Raw genomic sequence first — 18,412 nt, forward strand, 5'->3', positions numbered from 1 at the left:
ATTTATAAGTGATATTGAAGTCTATATCCCCCAGGAGGACGTTTAAATGTTAAATGCCGCAATAATGACAATTAAGAACACCGGGATTTCGATTCAGAATCAGTTTTTTTATTTGCAGAATTTTATTACTTCACCACGCACCATGGGAACCCTTATGCCCTCGTCACCGTGGTTGTGCCATGCGATGCTCAGTCAGATTGACTGGACGACATCGCTGGATATTGCCGAACTTGGCGCGGCGGACGGCGTTCTGACCCGCCGCATCCTGAGCCGTATGCGGGCAGACGCCCGGCTTGAGGCTTTTGAAATCCAGCCTGCGTTTATCCGTAAGCTTAATCAGATGAAAGATCGCCGTTTACAGGTGATGGCACATTCAGCCGAGCATATGAGCACGTCGTATGATGCTGTGTTTTCCTGCCTGCCATTGCTCTCGATGCCTCTGCGTACCCGTATCAGAATTTTGCAGACCACGCGGCAACAGCTGAAAGAAAAGGACGGCGTGCTGGTTTTATTCCAGTACAGCCCTCTGTCAGAGAAATTGTTATCACGCTACTTCACCTGGAAAAAAATCCGGGTAGTGAAGAATTTTCCGCCCGCCCTGGTCTATATCTGTAAACCCCGCTGATACAGCAACTTAGAGGATAGGGCTCGCAAAGCTTATTGCAGGCCGTTGCGCAGCAAGGATTTTTCAGTATGATGCCCTTAACGGCGTAAATAAAACGCTACAGAAGCTTCACCGGCAGGTGACAAAAATCTGCCAGTGAGGCTTTTTTGTTGTACTATCTGACGAGTACGCATGCAGGGCAGTACAATGACCATTTTTGACACATACTTCATATTGATGATGGATTTTCATCAGGCGGGCTAACGGCTCCCAGGGAATAAAGGATAGCGGTAATGACACAAACCATTTTCATGGTCGGCGCACGTGGTGCGGGTAAAACAACCGTTGGCAATGCCCTGGCTAAAGCGCTGGGCTACAAATTTGTCGATACCGATCTGGCGTTGCTGTGTACTTCTGGCCTCAGCGTGGCAGATATTGTTGAGCGTGAAGGCTGGGAGGGCTTCCGCCGTCGTGAAACTGAGACATTAAAAGCTATTTGCTCGCCCTTCACCGTGGTTGCCACAGGGGGAGGCGTGGTGCTGTCCCGGGAAAATCGCGACTTTATGGGCCAGAATGGTACTGTCATTTATCTGCGTTCCCCTGCATCTACCCTGGCAAATCGTCTGGAAGATGCACCGCTGGAAGATCAGCGTCCGACATTAACAGGCAAGCCGATCACGGAAGAAATGACGGAAGTATTAAATGAGCGGGAAGCGCTTTATCAGGAGGCGGCCCATCATGTCGTTGACGGAACTCAGGAGCCGCAGAGGGTGGTGAATCTGATTATGGATGCACTGGCGCTGTCGATGGCGCGCTGAATTTCCCTGATATCTGACAAAACGAGCCCGGTGGCTCGTTTTTTTATGTCTGCGCGTTCTGAGCCGTGGCTCCGGGAAAAGCCGGTGTAAACAAAACGGGCCATGTGACGTGACGGAGATCACGTACGCTTAAGTATTGTACTGATGTATAGGTGGGCGTAAAATAATAACCCATGTGATTACTTAACAGCGGAACTCATGATGAAATCCATAATGTCGTTCTTCAGCCAGCATGCCAAAGTGATGCCCGCCATCTGGTCGGTTACCATTATTCTCATTGAAGCTTCTATCGCTCTTTATATTTTGCGTAATATTTAATCACGATAATCTGCTGGTTTTTACATCAGTCACCTCATTAATACTCGGCATTTATTTCTCCTTCCTCTCAATCTAATGGCTTTAGGAATTTCTTTAAGCATATTCCTTTGTGTATTTCATCCTGCGTGAAAAATAAACGACTTGACGCTGACACGTATCAGCTTTAATTTTTATTTAACTAAACAGGAACCTTGTTCCATATAGCGGAACTCGCGCCTTTATGACTACATTGGAAAATGCGGCGGCAGTACTGAAGCTATTTTCAAAACAAGGGATCCGTCAGGGGCATCCCGGTTTGTCGTTCAGTGATGTCGTTGAAAATTTAAAATTACCGAAAAGTACGGTTTCCCGGTTACTGATGACGATGGAAACAGAAGGACTGCTGGAACGTGATCCTGACAGCCGCCTGTACCGGATCGGACGATTATTACTGGCTGTTTCCAGTCATTATTTATCGGCTCCGCTGGTCGATTTAGCGTCACCGTATATGGCGCAACTCAGCCAGCTGACGCAATGCACGGGTTATATTTCCATGCTAGAAGGGCGCGACATCATGGTTATGCGCATGTTTCCCGGCAGAACGTATCTGCAAGTGGTCACGCCAGCCGGAAGCCTCTTGCCTGCGCATGAAACGGCCATCGGGCGTGCGATTCTTGCGCGGTATACCGATGATGATGTTCTGGCACGTTATAGCGGTCACTATCAGGTGCATTCTGCTAATTCACCGGCCAGCAGGGAAGTTCTGTTATCCCGGTTGGCGGAAGTCCGGCTGAACGGTGTGTCATTTGCCAACAATGAAACGTTGCTGGGAATAAGTACCTTAGCCACCAGTATTTTTAATAAGCACCGTAATGAGACCGTTGGATTATGTTTGTCTTTCCCTTCACCTGCACAGGGGAAAGACATTCCGGAAGGAATAAAAGAAGGGCTGATTGCTGTAACCCGGCAAATCGCCGAAAAATTGGGTGATGAGTATTGGCATTTATCTAAAACGGCAACAGAGCCGCCAGGATAATGACTTGTAACGGACCCGGATTATTTGCTATGTGAAATACTTGCTCAACACCAGGGGCCTTATGTCAGATCAATCTGCAAAGAATAATAAGGAGAATCCGCTAAAGGATATTGGCACGCTCATCGTAATGATTCTGTTGTCTGTTTTAGGCGCAATCATCGGTGTTCAACTGATTACCACGTTGGGTGTGACGCCAAATACGTCGATTATCGGCGCACTGTTTGCCATGTTACTGGCGCGCATTCCGATGCAGGCTTTTCACCGTTACCGTTCGGTTCACACACAGAACCTGGCGCAAACCGTGATCTCCTCTGCAACCTTTGGTGCGGCAAACAGTTTGCTGATGCCGATCGCTATCCCTTATGTCATGGGGCAGCCGCAACTGATCATGCCGATGTTTACCGGTGTGGCCGCAGCGATGTTACTTGATGCCTACCTGCTTTATCGGCTGTTTGACACCAAAGTGTTCCCGGCCAGCAATGCCTGGCCACCCGGTGTTGCCGCAGCTGAAGCGATCAAAGCCGGTGATAACGGCGGACGTCAGGCCTGGCTGCTGGTTGCAGGCGTAATTGTCGGGCTGGGCGGCGCGATGCTGAAAATCCCGATGGCGGCTTTTGGTACGGCATTTATCGGCAACATCTGGGCGCTCAGCATGTTTGGTATCGGCCTGCTGATCCGCGCGTATGCGCAGCCGGTTGCCGCACTGGATCTCAACGCCTTGTATATTCCGCACGGTATGATGGTCGGCGCGGGGCTGGTGTCTCTGCTGCAGGTGATTCAGGTTGTGCGTGCTAAAAACGCTGATGCCAAAGCCACGTTTACTCAACCGGCGAAAGAGGTGCGTAAAGCGCTCGGCCTGGGCGCATTCGGTTATATCGCCATCGCCGCACTGCTGGCGCTGGCAGGCGGGTTGTACAGTGAAATGTCGGTCGGCATGCTGATTGCGTTCGTGATTTACGCTGCGTTTGCCGCCTTCTTCCATGAGCTGATCGTAGGTATTGCCGCGATGCACTCCGGCTGGTTCCCTGCCTTTGCTGTGGCGCTGATTACCTTAATTATCGGCATTCTGATTGGCTTCCCGCCGCTGGCGTTGTGCGTGCTGACCGGTTTTACCGCCGCAACGGGTCCGGCATTTGCGGATATGGGCTTTGACCTGAAAGCCGGATTCATTTTGCGCGGTTATGGCAAAGATTTGCAGGCTGAACTTTATGGCCGCCGGATCCAGTTATTCGCCGCACTGCTGGCATTTATCATCGCCATTCCGGTGGTGTGGTACGCCCATTACGGTTATTTCGCCCAGGATTTAGTGCCGCCGGTTGCGCGGGTTTATGCCAAAACTATTCAGGCCGGAGCCCAGCCGGGCATTGCGCACAGTCTGCTGATCTGGGCAATTCCGGGCGCATTGATTCAGCTGATTGGCGGCCCGAAACGTCAGCTTGGCGTGCTGCTGGCGACCGGTTTGTTGATCAACAGCGTCATGGCCGGATGGGCCGTGGTCTGCGGCATCGTATTGCGCATTATCATTATCCGCATCTGGGGTGAAAAAGGGCGTACGCCAATGGAAGTGCTGGCGGCGGGTTTTATTGCCGGTGACGCACTCTACAGCTTCTTCACCTCAATTTTCAGTGCCAAAAAGTAGTGAGTACCGCACCAACACCAGGGCTGATGTTCAGCCAGTATTAAACACCTGACTGTTCCCCGATGAACAGCGCCCGCGACCGTTTGGCTACTGCGTGATATACGCCGGTCGCGATGTTTTAAGAGGGCTTTGTGATGAGTTTGCAGCAGACACTAACGGTATTCGAACTGATTGACAGTGCGCATGTCAGTGGTCAGGACATTGTGGACTTATTTGCCCGCTATCCTGAGATCACCGCCAGCACACACCGCGCTGACGGCCCGAAAGGTGGCACTGATTTTGTGCGTATCACCATACCAGGCAGCCAGGGAAAAAGCCGTGGCGGTACAGCGCCAACGCTGGGGATTATCGGCCGCCTGGGCGGGATTGGTGCACGTCCGACGCGTATCGGTCTGGTTTCTGATGGTGATGGTGCGATTGCCGCTGTCACCAGCGCGCTCAAGCTTGCTGACATGCAGCGCAAGGGGGACGTACTCGAAGGCGATGTGATTGTTACCACCCATATTTGCCCGAATGCACCGACCCGCCCGCATGATCCGGTCGATTTCATGGATTCACCGATTGATGACGTGACCATGAATGATAATGAAGTGGTTGACGGCGTTGACGCCATCCTGTCCATCGACACCACCAAAGGCAACCGCATTATCAGTCACAAGGGATACGCGATTTCGCCGACGGTGAAAGAGGGGTACATCCTGCGTGTTTCCGAAGATTTGCTGCGCATCATGGAAATGACCAGTGGCAAACCGGCGGTCACTTTCCCGATTACCACGCAGGACATTACGCCTTACGGCAACGGTGTGCACCATCTGAACAGCATTCTGCAACCGTCAACGGCGACTACCGTACCGGTGGTCGGTGTGGCTATTACGGCGGAATCGGTTGTACCGGGTTGTGGCACCGGGGCAAGTCATGAAGTGGATATCGCGCTGGCGGCAAAGTTTGCCGTTGAAGTTGCGAAAGAGTTCGGCCGCGGCACCTGTCAGTTCTTTGATGCCGATGAATATCAACTCTTGTTGTCGCTGTACGGAAGCTTGCGTCACCTGCAAAACCGGAAGTAATACGATGATGACACCTTTTGCGACGTTAACAATCGGACAGGCGCCACGTAGCGACATTATGCCGCTGTTGATGGCACATCTGCCGGCCGGGTCAGTCACCCATGTGGGTTTACTCGACGGGTTAAGCACGGAGCAAATAGAACAGCGTTATGCCGCTGTTGAGGGTGAGGCGGTACTGGTCACCCGCCTGCTGGATGGTTCGCAGGTCACGTTGGCTGCACATCGTGTAGAGCGCGGATTACAGGAAAAGATCGACGTCATGGAAGCCCTGGGTTGCATGACCATTCTGCTGCTTTGTACCGGCCAGTTTCATCATCTGCAGGCTAACAATGCGCTGCTGCTGGAGCCTGACCGCATTATTCCCCCTCTGATCGGTTCAATGGTCGGGCAGCACCGTGCGGGCATTGTTGTGCCGGTTGAATCACAGGTGGTTGAACAGGCGGACAAATGGCGCAAATTAGCCAAATCCCCCTGTTTTGCGGTTGCCAGTCCGTATCTTTCTGACGACCAGGAACTGAAGGAAGCCGCGATGTGCCTGGCTGAACAGGGAGCGGAAGTCGTGGTGCTCGATTGCATCGGCTTTAATCGCCATCACGTTGATGTGCTGAAAAAGCATCTGAATATTCCGGTGTTGTTATCGAATGTACTGATGGCAAAACTGGCTGCGGAACTGGTGGTTTGAGGGGATGACTGACGGGCAAACAGCTACCCACAATGGCACTGTGCGACGGTAAAATCAAATCAGCGCTACCGCTTTGCGTGCGGTGTCGTTTCGTGCGGATAAAGCCGTAATAATCAGTGACAGAAGAGGCTTTCTGCCCCTAATATGAAGGCTCTGAAATTTATCGCAAAGGGCCAATCTATGTTGAAAAATAATGAGTATTTTGACGGGAAAGTGAAGTCGATTGGTTTTGACAGCGAAAGTACGGGTTCAGCCAGTGTTGGCGTGATGGCCGTCGGTGAATATACTTTCGGCACCGCAAAGCCGGAAGAAATGACCGTAATCAGCGGCTCTCTGAAAGTGCTGATCCCAGGTTCTCCGGACTGGCAGGTCTTTAAGCCAGGCGAAACCTTCTACATTCCGGGTAAAAGTGAATTCAACTTACAGGTCGGCGAAACCACATCGTATCTCTGTAAGTATTTAACGAAATAGTTATTCAGACACAGTCGAAACAAGAAAGGCGCCAATGAGCGCCTTTTCTTATTTTTGCGGACTGATTTTTGCAGACTGAGAAAATTATCGCTGAGCTTCGCCGCCTAACGCTTCGATCAGGTTCTGGATCAGCGCTGCCAGTTCACCGGTCATCAGCACGAAATCGGCATCGAAACGGCCGGCGAAATCTTCGCGGTCAATATCTTCGTTTTGATCACGAATGACATCGCTGAATTTCAGGCGTTTAATACTGCCGTCGTCCGCCAGCATCAGCGCAATGCGTTCCTGCCAGTCAACGGCCAGTTTGGTCACCAGTTTGCCATTCTCAATATGTGTGGCAATTTCATCGCTGACCAGCGCCTGCTTCTTACAGCGGATCACACCGCCGTCTTCCAGAATTGCTTTGAGTTCGGCTTCATCCTGCAATGCGAAACCGGCCGGGGTATCCCCTGAACGCACCCATTCGGTCAGCGTCAGTTCGATCGGACTCTCCATGGTCAGCGGTACCACCGGCAGCGAACCGAGGCTTTTACGCAGCAACGCCAGCATGTCTTCCGCTTTTTTGGCACTGGCGGCATCAACCATGATCAGGCCGTTAACGGTGTCGATCCACATGAATGTCTGGCTGAAACGGCTGAAGGCGCGCGGCATCAGACTGTGCAGTACTTCATCTTTCAGAGAATCTTTTTCAGTCTTCTTCAGCTTACGGTGTTGTTCACCTTCGAGCTGTTCAATCTTGGCCTGGAGTTCCTGTTTGATCACCGGAGAAGGCAGGATTTTCTCTTCTTTACGGGCGCAGATCAGGATCTGACCGCCGTTGACATGCGTCAGCGCATCGCCACCGTGAGAACCCATCGGTGAGACCCAGCCGGTTTTCGCCATGTCCTGGCTACCGCACGGAGTAAAGGTGAAAGCGCTGAGCTGTTTTTCCATTTCATCAGCAGATAACGAAACTTCACGGCTCAAACGGTAAACTAATAAATTCTTAAACCATAACATGGCGTTATCCCTGTCGCAGCGCACTCGTAGTACGCTGAATAAATGAATGCAGGGCGGCATGATAACCAATTGAGCGTCAGTCGTCGTTAAGAAATCGCCGCACCCTGTAACATTGCATAACAGCTTATTCTGGTGACAGTCGCGTCTGGCTTCTAAACTGAATAAACTCAAAAAAACTGACCCTGGCAAAGTGTAAAAGGAGAACACCACGTGCGAATTGGCATTGATTTAGGCGGCACAAAAATAGAAGTCATTGCGTTATCTGATGAAGGTAAAGAGCTGTTCCGTAAACGGGTCGATACCCCGAGAAATGACTACGAGCGCACGCTCAAAGCGATCGAAGGACTGGTGCTGGACGCTGAAAAAGCCACAGGCCAGCGCGGCAGCGTAGGGCTGGGGATCCCCGGCACTCTGTCGCCTTTTACCGGTAAGGTGAAAAATTCCAATTCGGTCTGGCTGAACGGACAACAGCTGGATGAGGATCTGGCCCTGCTGTTAAAACGCGAAGTGCATATTGCCAATGATGCGAATTGCCTTGCGGTGTCAGAAGCCACTGACGGCGCAGGTGCGGGCCGTCAGACCGTATTTGCGGTGATTATCGGCACCGGCTGTGGTTCCGGTGTGGCGCTTCACGGCGCGGCGCATGCGGGCGGTAATGGCAATGCCGGGGAATGGGGACATAACCCGCTGCCGTGGCAGGATGATGAAGAAATTCAGTTTGCCCGTGAGGTACCGTGCTATTGCGGGAAATCAGGCTGCGTCGAAACCTTTGTTTCCGGCACCGGTTTTGCAGAAGACTACTTCCGTTTGTCCGGTCAGCGGCTGAAAGGCGCAGAGATTATTGCGCGGGTGGAACAGGGGGATGAAACCGCAGAACTGGCGCTCGGACGCTATGAACGCCGTCTGGCTAAGGCGCTGGCGAACGTAGTAAATATCCTCGATCCGGACGTGATTGTCTTCGGGGGAGGCATGAGTAATGTGGATCGTTTGTATCAGACGGTGCCGCTGTTGATTAAACAATGGGTGTTTGGCGGAGAATGTGAAACGCCGATCCTCAAAGCCGTTCATGGTGATTCGAGCGGTGTGCGCGGTGCGGCCTGGCTATGGCCGCAATCGCGCTTTGCGTTGTAAGCATCAGAAATAATCATGAGTAAGTCACAGGAAAAAAAATCGCGCCCCTGTGACTTACCGCCGTTGCCCTTCAGAGCGCCATTTCGCGCTTAAAGACTTCCAGAGTATGTGCCTTGACGCGGATAAATTCCGGATGGCTCATGATTTCCGATCCACGCGGGCGCGGCAGGTCGAACGGTACGATTTCCGCAATCTGCGTCGGTCGCCGCGTCAGCAGTAAAATCTCATCCGCCAGGAACACCGCATCTTCCAGATCATGTGACACAATCAGCATCGTGACGCCAGTCGCCAGTTGCACTTCCTGCAATTTATCGCGGATAAACAGCGTCATCTCGAAATCCAGCGCCGAGAAAGGTTCGTCGAGGAACATCACTTCCGGACGCGTCGCCAGCGCCCGCATGATACATACCGTTTGCTGCTGGCCGCCGGAAAGCTCATACGGATAGCGTTTCAGGTCAAAGCGGATATCAAACATCTGCGTCAGCTCCTCAACCCGTGCATTCACATCGGCTTTGCTCATGCCATGGCGGACCAGTGGATAGGCGATGTTGGCGCGCGCGCTCATCCACGGAAACAGCGCATCGCGGTAGTTCTGAAATACGTAGCCGATGGTGGTTTGTGCCAGCGTTTTGCCGTCAAATAAAATATCGCCCTTATCGACCGGGATCAGCCCGGCGATCATATTCATTAAGGTCGATTTTCCACAGCCATTCGGGCCGAAGATCGACACAATTTTGCTGCGCGGCAGATCCAGATTGAGATCGGTGTAAAGCGGTTGCCCGGCAAAGGCTTTGTTCAGCCCGCGGATTGTCACATGCGTGTCGGGGCGCGTGGCGTATTGAGGCAGCTTCGGGCCTTGGTAGTCAGGGTTCAGCGAGAGAGGTTGCGTCATGCTTTGCTACTCCAGTGCACAGTTTTTTTCTCGATCAGTAAAAAAGCCAGATTCAGCAGATAGCCCAGCGCACCAGTGATCAGGATCGAGGCGTACATATCTTTGATATTGAAAACCTGCTGGGCATCAATGATCCGATGGCCGAGGCCGGTTTCTGAACCGATAAACATTTCGGCGACAATCACGATCACCAGCGCAATCGACACGCCGGTGCGCAGTCCGACAAAGGTTTGTGCCAGGCTTTCCATCAGCATGATGTCTTTGAAAATATGCCAGCGGGAAATACCCATCACTTTGGCGGCCATCAGGCGGGTTTTCTTGGCATTCATCACGCCGTATGCACTGTTGAACAGGATGACCAGCACGGCAGCAAAGGCGGCGATGGCGATTTTGTTGGCATCCGTAATGCCGAAAATCAACATAAACAGCGGGATAAGCGCTGAGGATGGCGTTGAACGGAAGAAGTCGATCAGAAATTCCAGGCTGCGGTAAACTTTTTCATTGCTGCCCAGCATGACCCCCAGCGGCACACCAATGACCGCGGCAAAGGCAAAGGAAACCAGCGTCCGGTAGAGTGTGGCGCCGATATCGGTGCGCATGGACGCATCGGAAAATGACCGGAACATATAGCCAAGTGTCTCGACGGGTGAGGGCAGAAGCACCGGATTGAGCCATTTCGCACTGACGGCCAGTTGCCAGAATAAAAACAGCAGTACCGGGCCGACCAGCGGCAGTAATCTTGAAGACCAGCGTGAAGTCATTCTGTTTCCCCTCATCCCTGATAAATCAGTGAAGCGACATCCACCGGCTTGCTGAAGATTTTCCTTTCTGTAAAGACGTCATAAAACTTCTGGAACCATTGCAGGTTGTCGCCTTTTAAACCGGAATACATCACAAAGCCCGGCAGCGGCACTTCCTTCACCAGCGCCGGTTCAATGCTGGTGTAACCGGCGACATTTTCGCGCGCTTTGTCAGGGTGAGCCGCAATGAATTCCACCGCTTTCTGATAAGCGGCAATAAACTTTTGGGTTTCTTCAGGCTTGCTGGCAATAAAGCTGGCGTTGAGTGCTGCGGCACCGCCAAACCACGGTGCGTCGGCGTTGCCGAGCACATATTTAGAAATCACGCCGGTTTCCAGGGTGCGGGAAAGATTTTTCATCCGCCCCACGGTGCCGGTCGGTTCGAGCGTGTATACACCGTCAATTTGCCCGGCGGCCAGGGCAGGTGCGTGTTGCCCCACCGGCAGTTCGATCACCGACGGGTTAGTGAAGCCATTTTTCTCCAGAATAATTTTCGCCATAGTGACGTTCTGGATCCCCGGGCCGCAGGCAATTTTCTTGCCTTTCAGATCACTGATAGCCTTGGCCGGGCTGTTCAGTGGTACCAGAAACTCATCTAACACCAGCGTGTGGTTTGACGGATTAGAACAGATAATTTTAAACAGACCCGGTGAGGTAATGGCCCCCAGTCCCAGCGCGCCGGTTGCGGTACCATTCGCGCAGCCGTGGATCCTGCCGGTGATCATCCCTTCAACAATTTGTTGTGCGCTGGCGAATTTCACCCCTTTCACATTCAGCCCGGCCTCTTTAAAAAAGCCCTGTTCAAGTGCCACGTACAAGGGTAAACCGCCGACAATCGGCCAGTAGCCAATACGGATTTCATCGTCGCCGGCTGCAAAAACCGACGTCGGGATCATGCCACCCAGGGTTGAAACGCCACCGGTAATGGCAAGCCATTGCATCAGCTGGCGGCGTTTTTTATCGACCGGACGGCATTCTGGTTTGATGTTTTTCATGGGCGGTTCCCTTAGCGGTTATGGATACATTGCAACTTGTACTGCAACTTGTATACATAACGTTAAGCACAGGGCATGCCAGTTTGTTAACGGGCGGGAAGCGGCGTAAATTCAGCAGGTTGACAAAGGCATACGCACTGCGCTGGTGCGATTTTTGGGCGCCTGCTCACAATCAGGATCCACGGCGGGGCATATCGCTAGCAATATTTTTAGCGACATGCCCCGCAAAAGATCGCGGTCAGACTTTAAATTCACTGCTTAAACGGCTGATACCCAGACCATTCACTTTGGTGACTTTGATTTGTACCGGAATGCGATCTTTCATTGCTTCGACATGGCTGATCACGCCGATGGTTTTACCCGAGGCGTTAAGGCTGTCGAGGGCATCCAGTGCCGTATCCAGCGTGTCGGCGTCAAGCGTGCCGAAACCTTCATCAAGGAACAGAGAGTCGATGCGGGTTTTGTCGCTGACCAGATCAGACAATGCCAGCGCCAGCGCCAGGCTGACCAGGAAGCTTTCGCCGCCGGATAATGTGCGGGTGTCACGTAGCGCATCGGCCTGCCAGGTATCGACCACCTGCAACTCCAGCGCATCGCTGGTTTTGCGCTGTAACAGATAGCGCCCGTGCAGTTTTTCCAGCTGGCGGTTCGCCAGATAAACCAGATGATCGAGGGTCAGTCCCTGTGCGAATTTACGGAATTTCGCCCCGTCACTGGACCCAATCATCTGATTGAGATAACCCCAGTCATCGCAGGTCAGCTGTGCCTGCGCTATCTGAGCAATCAGCGCCTGTTGTCCGCTGTGGCGCTGCTTGTCGCTTTCCAGTTGGTTCTTCACTTCGCCCAGACGTTGTTGTAACGCTTTCAGTTGTTGAGCCAGTTCCGTCTGCTGCACGGTCAGGGCATTAAGATCACCGTCAGATTCACTCAGATGAGCAGGGCGGACAAGACGATGCTTTTCCAGCATATCTCTGGCGTCAGTCAGTAATGCCTGTGCCTGTGCCAGTTGTTGTTGCAGATGTTCTTTGCGTTGCTGAAGCTGTTGGCGCAGCACGTCGTCAAGCAGCGCTCCTTTCACCGCGGCTTCATCGGCAAACCCGCTGGTGCTCAGCGCCTGTTGCCACACCTGTTCCGTTTGTGTCAGTTGTGCGCTGGTCTGTAATTGTTGCTTCTGCGCACTGGCCAGCTGACCGGCAAGCTGGTCGCGTTGTTCCTGCGCCTTATGCAGCGCGGTCTGGGCATCACTGAACGCTTTTTCTGCCGCCTGCTGTTGCTGATGTAAGTGTTCGCGAACCTGAGCCACCTGGCGCTCGCCGAACAGTTCGAGGCGCCGGGCATGAAGCTCAGAAAGCGCTTTTTCACCTTCGGCCTGTTGTTTTTGCAACCGGACAAGGTCTTGCTGAGATTTCGCCTCTATTTCTACCAGCCGCGTAATGCGTTCGGTCAGCAATGCACTTTGCTGTTGTACTTTCTGTTGGAGGTTCAGGGCGTCAGTCATGGCATCTTTCGCCTGTTGAAGTGCCCGTGCCAGCTGTTCGTGCTGGCCGGTCAGCGCCTGAGACTGCTGCTCTTCTTCGTCGCGGGCGGTCAGCCATTGCGAGATGTCAGTGGTGTCATGCAGGGTAAACGTCAGATTCAGCGGCATGCTGAGCTGTTGCCAGTTTGCCGTCTGCGCATTCAGTTGCTGCTGATCCTGCTCCATCTGGATCTGCAGACGTCTTTGCTGTTCTTTCAGGCTTTTGATCTTCGCCGCCAGTTCGATACCGCTGGCTTTTACCGCATCGAATTCAAGCTGCATTTTCTCGACGCGCTGTGCGGTTTCAGAAGGTTTGATCTCCTGATAGTGTTCAACCGCCGGATGCGAGGTCGAGCCGCACAACGGGCAGGCTTTACCGCTTTGCAAATTCGCGCGTTCAGCTTCGAGGCTGACGATCAGCATTTCCTGTTTATGCAGCGTTTTTACGTCGTTGAGATGTTCAAGTTGTGTCTGACATTGCAGGCGGATCTTATCCAGGCGCTGCTCTTCCTCAGCCAGTTGTACCTGATACTGCGCAAAATCTTGGTTTTGTTGCTGCACGCGCTGGTTAAGCTGCGGGAAAAGTTGCGCGAGCGAAAAAAGCTGTTGTCGCACCGGCCGGAGTTGCATCAGTTCTGTTTGCCGTTTCTGTAAGGCCGCCAGCGGATGCTGTTTTTCCAGAGCTGCCTGACGCTGCTGTGCGGCGTTAAGGGCTTCGGTCAGTGCGGTCTGCCGGGTTTGATGCTGGCGGTTTTCTTCATCCAGTTTTTGTCGTTCTGCCGTTATTTGCCGCAGTGTTGTGTTCTGGTCAGCGGCCTGTTTCTGCGATTCACTGACCGCCCGCTGTGTTTCTGCCAGTGATTTGTGCCACTGAGCGATTTCACCGTCCAGCGGCAGGATTTTTTCTTCGATCAGCGTTTGCATCCGGCGCTGTTCTTCGGCCTGCTTCTGACGTGCAGTTTGCGCCTGTTCTGCTGCCTGGTTCAGCGGCGCCATCTGCGCGATCTGCTGTTCCTGTTGCTGTATCAGTTGCGTCAGATGCTGCTGAAGGCGTTGTGACTCTTCCTGACAACGCTGACGGTCATTGAGTAACGGACGCAGTTTTTCCGCCGGTTCACTGCGTGCCAGCTGTTGTAACTGCGGCGCGGCGGCCAGATTTTCCTGCTCAGCGGCAGCCAGCTGCAACTGAGATTGCTGAAGTTTTTGCTGCACCTGTTGCCATTGTTGCAGCCAGTTCAGATCCCGCTGGCGTTGCTGCGCCTGTTGGCTGAGGCTGTTTTCCTGTGCGTTCAGTTCAGCATGCTGTGCCTCCAGCGTCTGGCGTTGTTCTTCGCTGAGCAGTTCGATGCCGGACATGCGCTGATGCAGACCGTCGAGTACGATGCGCGCTTCTTTATGTTGCTCAAAGACGCGCTGAGACAGCAGTCCGTAAATTTCGGTGCCGGTCAGTTCTTCCAGCAATTCGGCGCGGTCGTTGGCATCAGCATTCAGAAACGCGGCGAACTGCCCCTGAGACAGCATCATGGATTTGGTGAAACGGCCGAAATCCAGCCCGGTCAGTGTGGCGATGGCGTCGAGTTTGTCGCGCACTTTATCGGCCAGAATTTTGCCGCCGGCCAGTAACGCCAGCTCGACTTTCGGTGCCTGCAAGTTGCCATCCGGCGAATTTTTAGCTCGACGCTGGCTCCAGAATGCGCGGTAAGCTACGCCTTTAACTTCAAACTCCACCTCAGCCAGCGATTCGGCGGTGTGGCGGGTCATCAGTTCGTTCTGGCTTGGTGTGATGTTCAGACGTGGCGTCTGATGATAAAGCGCCAGACAAATGGCATCAAGCAGGGTGGTTTTCCCTGCCCCGGTCGGGCCGGTGATCGCGAATAATCCGTTGCTGGCGAACGGCTCGGCAGTGAAATCAATTTTCCATTCGCCTTCCAGTGAGTTCAGGTTTTTTAAACGCAGGCTGAGAATTTTCATTGTGCGCTGTCCTCTGCATTCTGACCGTGCGTGACCTGCTCAACAACCTGAGCAAAAAGAGTGCGCATCCGCGCCTGACGGGGGGCATCAGGGTCCGGCTCCAGCGCCAGCCGCCGTTCAAAGACGTCGCTGACGCTCAGTTCACTGAGGGTCTCTTTTTCCTGCTGCTCAATGCTGCTGATGCGCTGTTCTTTGCTGCGGCGCAACAGGACAACTTCCACCGGCAAATCCGCAGTCAGCGCCTGAATACGCCGCTGAATATCGCTGAGATAATCCTGCGTGGCGACTTCGATATCAAGCCAGACGGGTTTTTGTGCATCGCCGCCTTCGAACTGCGCCAGTTGCTTTTCAATTTCTGCCAGCGAGCCTTTGAGTATCTGCATGGGCTGGAAAACAGGAATTTCCAGCGTATCGATGGCACTGAGCGTTGCCCCGTCGAAATCGAGCAGATACACACTTTTGGCCTTGCTCAGTTCGTCAAAGCTCAGGGCAATTGGCGAACCGCTGTAACGGATGTGGTGAGTTTTTGCGACGCACTGTGCGCGGTGAATATGGCCAAGCGCCACATAATCAACCGGCGGGAACGCCTGCGCGGGGAAGGCGTCAAGTGTGCCTATATAGATGTCACGCACGGAATCAGAAGTACTGACGCCAACGGTGGTCAGATGGCCGGTTGCAATAACGGGCAGCGGTATGCCGAGTTCATCACGCCTGGCCTGCGCGGCCTGCCAGAGCGCGTCATAATGTGCGGCGATGGCTTCCTGCAATGCCAGTTGTTTGTCGCTGCCGGACTGACCGGCCTGACTGGCCAGCAGGTCACGCGGGCGTAAAAACGGGATGGCACACAGTACCGCGCCCGGTTTTCCGTCACGCTGACTGAGCACCAAAATCTGTTCAGACAGATTTTCGCCGACAGTGGCAATCACCCGCGTATTCAGGCAGGAAAGTAGCTCGCGTGATTCATTAAGTGTTGCGACGGAATCGTGGTTGCCAGCCAGTACCACCAGCTGACAGCCGGTTTGTTGTAATTCCACCACGAAGCGGTTATACAATTCGCGGGCATAACTGGGCGGTGATCCGGTATCGAAAATATCACCCGCGACAATCACGGCGTCGACCTGATGTTGCTGCACCTGACCGGTCAGCCAGCGCAGAAATGCCTGATGTTCGGCTGCACGGCTTTTGGTGAAAAAGTACTGGCCAAGATGCCAGTCTGACGTGTGGATCAGGCGCATGAGACTCCTGTATGAACCCTGGATGACGACAATGGGGCAAAGTATAAACGTCGGCGGGGGGAGATGTCCCCGATAAATCAGTCCAATTTCAGCGAGATGGCCGCTAATTATCTGTCATATTTGACTGTAATGAACCATTCTTTTCATTCATAAATCTGTCACAAAACTGACGCATAATGGCGCCCGCAATCAAATAAAAGATCGCTAACCTATTGGCAGGACCTACGATGGCTAGACGTATATTGGTGGTTGAAGACGAAGCTCCAATCCGTGAAATGGTGTGTTTTGTACTGGAACAAAATGGCTATCAGGCCGTAGAAGCTGAGGATTTTGATTCAGCGATTGGGCAGCTTGTTGAACCTTATCCTGAACTTATCCTGCTCGACTGGATGTTACCTGGCGGTTCCGGTATTCAGTTTATTAAGCATCTTAAACGTGAGGCGCTGACCCGCGAAATTCCGGTAATGATGTTGACCGCACGCGGTGAAGAAGAAGATCGGGTGCGTGGCCTCGAAGTCGGTGCCGATGATTACATCACCAAACCGTTTTCCCCGAAAGAGCTGGTTGCCCGCATTAAAGCGGTGATGCGTCGCATCTCACCAATGGCGGTGGAAGAAGTGATCGACATGCAGGGTTTAAGCCTGGATCCCTCGTCTCACCGGGTGATGGCCAACGAACAGGCGCTTGATATGGGGCCGACAGAATTTAAGTTATTACACTTCTTTATGACGCATTCTGAACGTGTTTATAGCCGGGAACAGTTGCTCAATAACGTCTGGGGCACTAACGTTTATGTGGAAGATCGCACCGTAGACGTGCATATTCGTCGTTTGCGTAAGGCGTTGGAAACCAGCGGACATGACAGAATGATCCAGACTGTTCGTGGTACCGGATACCGTTTTTCAACGCGTTATTGAGTCCTCACAGCGGAGAATCTGTGTGCTAGAACGTTTGTCATGGAAACGATTGGCCGGCGAATTTTTTCTCTTTTGTCTGCCAGCGTTAATTCTCGGTATTTTCGTCGGTCATTTCGGCTGGCTCCTGTTTGTGTCGCTGGTTGCGGCACTGGGCTGGAATTATTACAACCAGCTCAAACTCTCTCACTGGCTGTGGCTTGACCGCAGTATTACGCCGCCGAACGGCCGCTGGAGCTGGGAGCCGCTGTTCTACGGGCTTAACCAGATGCAGATGCGCAACCGGCGTCGGCGTCGCGAATTAGGTCAGTTGATCAAACGTTTTCGCAGCGGTGCTGAATCGCTGCCCGATGCCGTGGTGCTGACCACGGAAGAAGGCAATATTTTCTGGTGTAACGGGCTGGCGCAGGATCTGCTCGGTTTCCGCTGGCCGGAAGATAACGGGCAACATATCTTCAACCTGCTGCGTTATCCGGAATTCCGGCTGTGGATCCAGACCCGCGATTTCAGCCGGGCGCTGAATCTGCAACTCAATAATGAGCATTACGTCGAGTTTCGCGTTATGCCTTATTCAGAAGGGCAACTGCTGATGGTGGCACGCGATGTCACACAGATGCGCCAGCTCGAAGGTGCACGGCGTAACTTCTTTGCTAACGTCAGTCATGAGCTGAGAACCCCGCTGACCGTATTGCAGGGATATCTGGAAATGATGGAAGACGCCAAACTGGAAGAACCTTTCCGCACCAAAGCACTGGATACCATGCAGGAACAGACGCGGCGAATGGACGGGCTGGTGAAGCAGTTGCTGACGCTGTCGAAAATCGAAGCTTCAGCGAATATTGATTTGCATGAGAAAGTCGATATTCCGGTGATGCTCGGTATGCTCGAACGTGAGGTGCAAACGTTAAGCAACGGCCGGCATGAGGTGGTGTTTCGCATTAATGACAAACTGAACGTCTTTGGTAATGAAGATCAGTTGCGCAGTGCGGTATCGAATCTGGTGTATAACGCCGTCAACCACACGCCTGCCGGGACGCGGATTGAAGTCAGCTGGCAGCAAACGCCGCATGGTGCGCAATTCCAGATCAGTGATAACGGGCCGGGCATTGCGCCGCAGCACCTCCCGCGCCTGACCGAACGTTTTTACCGGGTCGATAAGGCCCGCTCGCGGCAGACCGGCGGCAGCGGACTCGGGCTGGCGATCGTCAAACATGCGCTCAGCCATCACCACACCAAACTTGAAGTCATGAGTGAAGTGGGGGTCGGTACGCGCTTTATGTTTACGCTGGCACCGAAGTTGATTGTTCCTCCGGAACAGGCCAGCCAAAGCGATGTAAAGGGATAAAAA

At 53.1% G+C, this 18,412-nt stretch carries 16 protein-coding genes; 10 read left to right on the plus strand and 6 right to left on the minus strand.

What is annotated here, in order from left to right:
* The first annotated feature begins 46 nt into the window (after positions 1–46).
* The 7 genes from J1785_RS25515 (at position 47) to ppnP (ending at position 6,611) form a co-directional block, all read left to right on the plus strand.
* Positions 47–625: a class I SAM-dependent methyltransferase gene (locus J1785_RS25515; RefSeq protein WP_129952879.1), complete on the plus strand. Its 579-nt coding sequence runs from the start codon at positions 47–49 to the stop codon at positions 623–625.
* Positions 626–897: 272 nt separating this feature from the next.
* Positions 898–1,422, plus strand: a complete 525-nt coding sequence (aroL, locus tag J1785_RS25520; protein WP_129952878.1) for a shikimate kinase AroL — start codon at positions 898–900, stop codon at positions 1,420–1,422.
* A gap of 538 nt (positions 1,423–1,960) precedes the next feature.
* Entirely contained in the window at positions 1,961–2,755 is a 795-nt protein-coding gene (locus J1785_RS25525; RefSeq protein WP_217220999.1) for an IclR family transcriptional regulator, read from the plus strand.
* A gap of 61 nt (positions 2,756–2,816) precedes the next feature.
* Positions 2,817–4,394, plus strand: coding sequence for an OPT/YSL family transporter (locus J1785_RS25530; RefSeq protein WP_217221000.1), 1,578 nt, complete (start codon positions 2,817–2,819; stop codon positions 4,392–4,394).
* Between the two features lie 134 nt (positions 4,395–4,528).
* A complete protein-coding gene (locus J1785_RS25535) occupies positions 4,529–5,458 on the plus strand; it encodes a DUF1177 domain-containing protein (RefSeq protein ID WP_129952875.1) in 930 nt (309 codons plus the stop codon).
* A 4-nt stretch (positions 5,459–5,462) separates the two neighbouring features.
* A complete protein-coding gene (locus J1785_RS25540; protein ID WP_217139384.1) occupies positions 5,463–6,140 on the plus strand; it encodes an AroM family protein in 678 nt (225 codons plus the stop codon).
* A gap of 180 nt (positions 6,141–6,320) precedes the next feature.
* Positions 6,321–6,611 carry a pyrimidine/purine nucleoside phosphorylase gene (gene ppnP / locus J1785_RS25545; protein WP_013576688.1) on the plus strand — a complete coding sequence of 97 codons (291 nt, stop codon included), beginning with the start codon at positions 6,321–6,323 and terminating at the stop codon, positions 6,609–6,611.
* A gap of 84 nt (positions 6,612–6,695) precedes the next feature.
* On the opposite strand, the gene rdgC is transcribed toward ppnP, so the two are convergent.
* Positions 6,696–7,610 (minus strand): recombination-associated protein RdgC, encoded by a 915-nt coding sequence (gene rdgC / locus J1785_RS25550; RefSeq protein ID WP_129992102.1) that lies wholly within the window; start codon positions 7,608–7,610, stop codon positions 6,696–6,698.
* A gap of 210 nt (positions 7,611–7,820) precedes the next feature.
* Between rdgC and mak the strand changes: the two genes are divergently transcribed.
* Positions 7,821–8,741: a fructokinase gene (mak, locus tag J1785_RS25555; protein WP_217158665.1), complete on the plus strand. Its 921-nt coding sequence runs from the start codon at positions 7,821–7,823 to the stop codon at positions 8,739–8,741.
* Between the two features lie 70 nt (positions 8,742–8,811).
* Here the strand turns inward: mak and J1785_RS25560 are convergent, their stop codons facing one another.
* The 5 genes from J1785_RS25560 to sbcD all read right to left on the minus strand — a co-directional run bounded on the left by J1785_RS25560 (position 8,812) and on the right by sbcD (position 16,150).
* Positions 8,812–9,633 carry an ABC transporter ATP-binding protein gene (locus tag J1785_RS25560; protein WP_238483384.1) on the minus strand — a complete coding sequence of 274 codons (822 nt, stop codon included), beginning with the start codon at positions 9,631–9,633 and terminating at the stop codon, positions 8,812–8,814.
* Entirely contained in the window at positions 9,630–10,394 is a 765-nt protein-coding gene (locus J1785_RS25565) for an ABC transporter permease (protein ID WP_217221001.1), read from the minus strand. The genes J1785_RS25560 and J1785_RS25565 overlap by 4 nt, the downstream gene beginning before the upstream one ends.
* Positions 10,395–10,405: 11 nt before the next feature.
* Positions 10,406–11,428, minus strand: coding sequence for an ABC transporter substrate-binding protein (locus J1785_RS25570; RefSeq protein ID WP_129952870.1), 1,023 nt, complete (start codon positions 11,426–11,428; stop codon positions 10,406–10,408).
* A gap of 238 nt (positions 11,429–11,666) precedes the next feature.
* A complete protein-coding gene (sbcC, locus tag J1785_RS25575) occupies positions 11,667–14,915 on the minus strand; it encodes an exonuclease subunit SbcC (RefSeq protein WP_217221002.1) in 3,249 nt (1,082 codons plus the stop codon).
* Positions 14,912–16,150: an exonuclease subunit SbcD gene (gene sbcD / locus J1785_RS25580; RefSeq protein WP_129952868.1), complete on the minus strand. Its 1,239-nt coding sequence runs from the start codon at positions 16,148–16,150 to the stop codon at positions 14,912–14,914. The genes sbcC and sbcD overlap by 4 nt, the downstream gene beginning before the upstream one ends.
* Before the next feature lie 227 nt (positions 16,151–16,377).
* Between sbcD and phoB the strand changes: the two genes are divergently transcribed.
* Both phoB and phoR read left to right on the plus strand, forming a co-directional pair.
* Positions 16,378–17,067 (plus strand): phosphate response regulator transcription factor PhoB, encoded by a 690-nt coding sequence (gene phoB / locus J1785_RS25585; RefSeq protein ID WP_013576682.1) that lies wholly within the window; start codon positions 16,378–16,380, stop codon positions 17,065–17,067.
* Between the two features lie 22 nt (positions 17,068–17,089).
* Complete coding sequence (gene phoR / locus J1785_RS25590) at positions 17,090–18,409, plus strand: phosphate regulon sensor histidine kinase PhoR (RefSeq protein WP_129952867.1); 1,320 nt, start codon at positions 17,090–17,092, stop codon at positions 18,407–18,409.
* The last annotated feature ends 3 nt before the right edge of the window (positions 18,410–18,412 follow it).

It is taken from the genome of Rahnella perminowiae (assembly GCF_019049755.1).
Classification (GTDB): Bacteria; Pseudomonadota; Gammaproteobacteria; order Enterobacterales; family Enterobacteriaceae; genus Rahnella; species Rahnella perminowiae.

Coding starts and splice junctions, on each gene's coding strand:
- sbcD (WP_129952868.1), bottom strand. CDS start 16,150: ATGCGCCTGATCCACACGTCAGACTGGCATCTTGGCCAGTACTTTTTC.
- ppnP (WP_013576688.1), top strand. CDS start 6,321: ATGTTGAAAAATAATGAGTATTTTGACGGGAAAGTGAAGTCGATTGGT.
- J1785_RS25540 (WP_217139384.1), top strand. CDS start 5,463: ATGATGACACCTTTTGCGACGTTAACAATCGGACAGGCGCCACGTAGC.
- phoB (WP_013576682.1), top strand. CDS start 16,378: ATGGCTAGACGTATATTGGTGGTTGAAGACGAAGCTCCAATCCGTGAA.
- sbcC (WP_217221002.1), bottom strand. CDS start 14,915: ATGAAAATTCTCAGCCTGCGTTTAAAAAACCTGAACTCACTGGAAGGC.
- J1785_RS25535 (WP_129952875.1), top strand. CDS start 4,529: ATGAGTTTGCAGCAGACACTAACGGTATTCGAACTGATTGACAGTGCG.
- aroL (WP_129952878.1), top strand. CDS start 898: ATGACACAAACCATTTTCATGGTCGGCGCACGTGGTGCGGGTAAAACA.
- J1785_RS25515 (WP_129952879.1), top strand. CDS start 47: ATGTTAAATGCCGCAATAATGACAATTAAGAACACCGGGATTTCGATT.
- J1785_RS25570 (WP_129952870.1), bottom strand. CDS start 11,428: ATGAAAAACATCAAACCAGAATGCCGTCCGGTCGATAAAAAACGCCGC.
- J1785_RS25565 (WP_217221001.1), bottom strand. CDS start 10,394: ATGACTTCACGCTGGTCTTCAAGATTACTGCCGCTGGTCGGCCCGGTA.
- rdgC (WP_129992102.1), bottom strand. CDS start 7,610: ATGTTATGGTTTAAGAATTTATTAGTTTACCGTTTGAGCCGTGAAGTT.
- J1785_RS25525 (WP_217220999.1), top strand. CDS start 1,961: ATGACTACATTGGAAAATGCGGCGGCAGTACTGAAGCTATTTTCAAAA.
- J1785_RS25560 (WP_238483384.1), bottom strand. CDS start 9,633: ATGACGCAACCTCTCTCGCTGAACCCTGACTACCAAGGCCCGAAGCTG.
- J1785_RS25530 (WP_217221000.1), top strand. CDS start 2,817: ATGTCAGATCAATCTGCAAAGAATAATAAGGAGAATCCGCTAAAGGAT.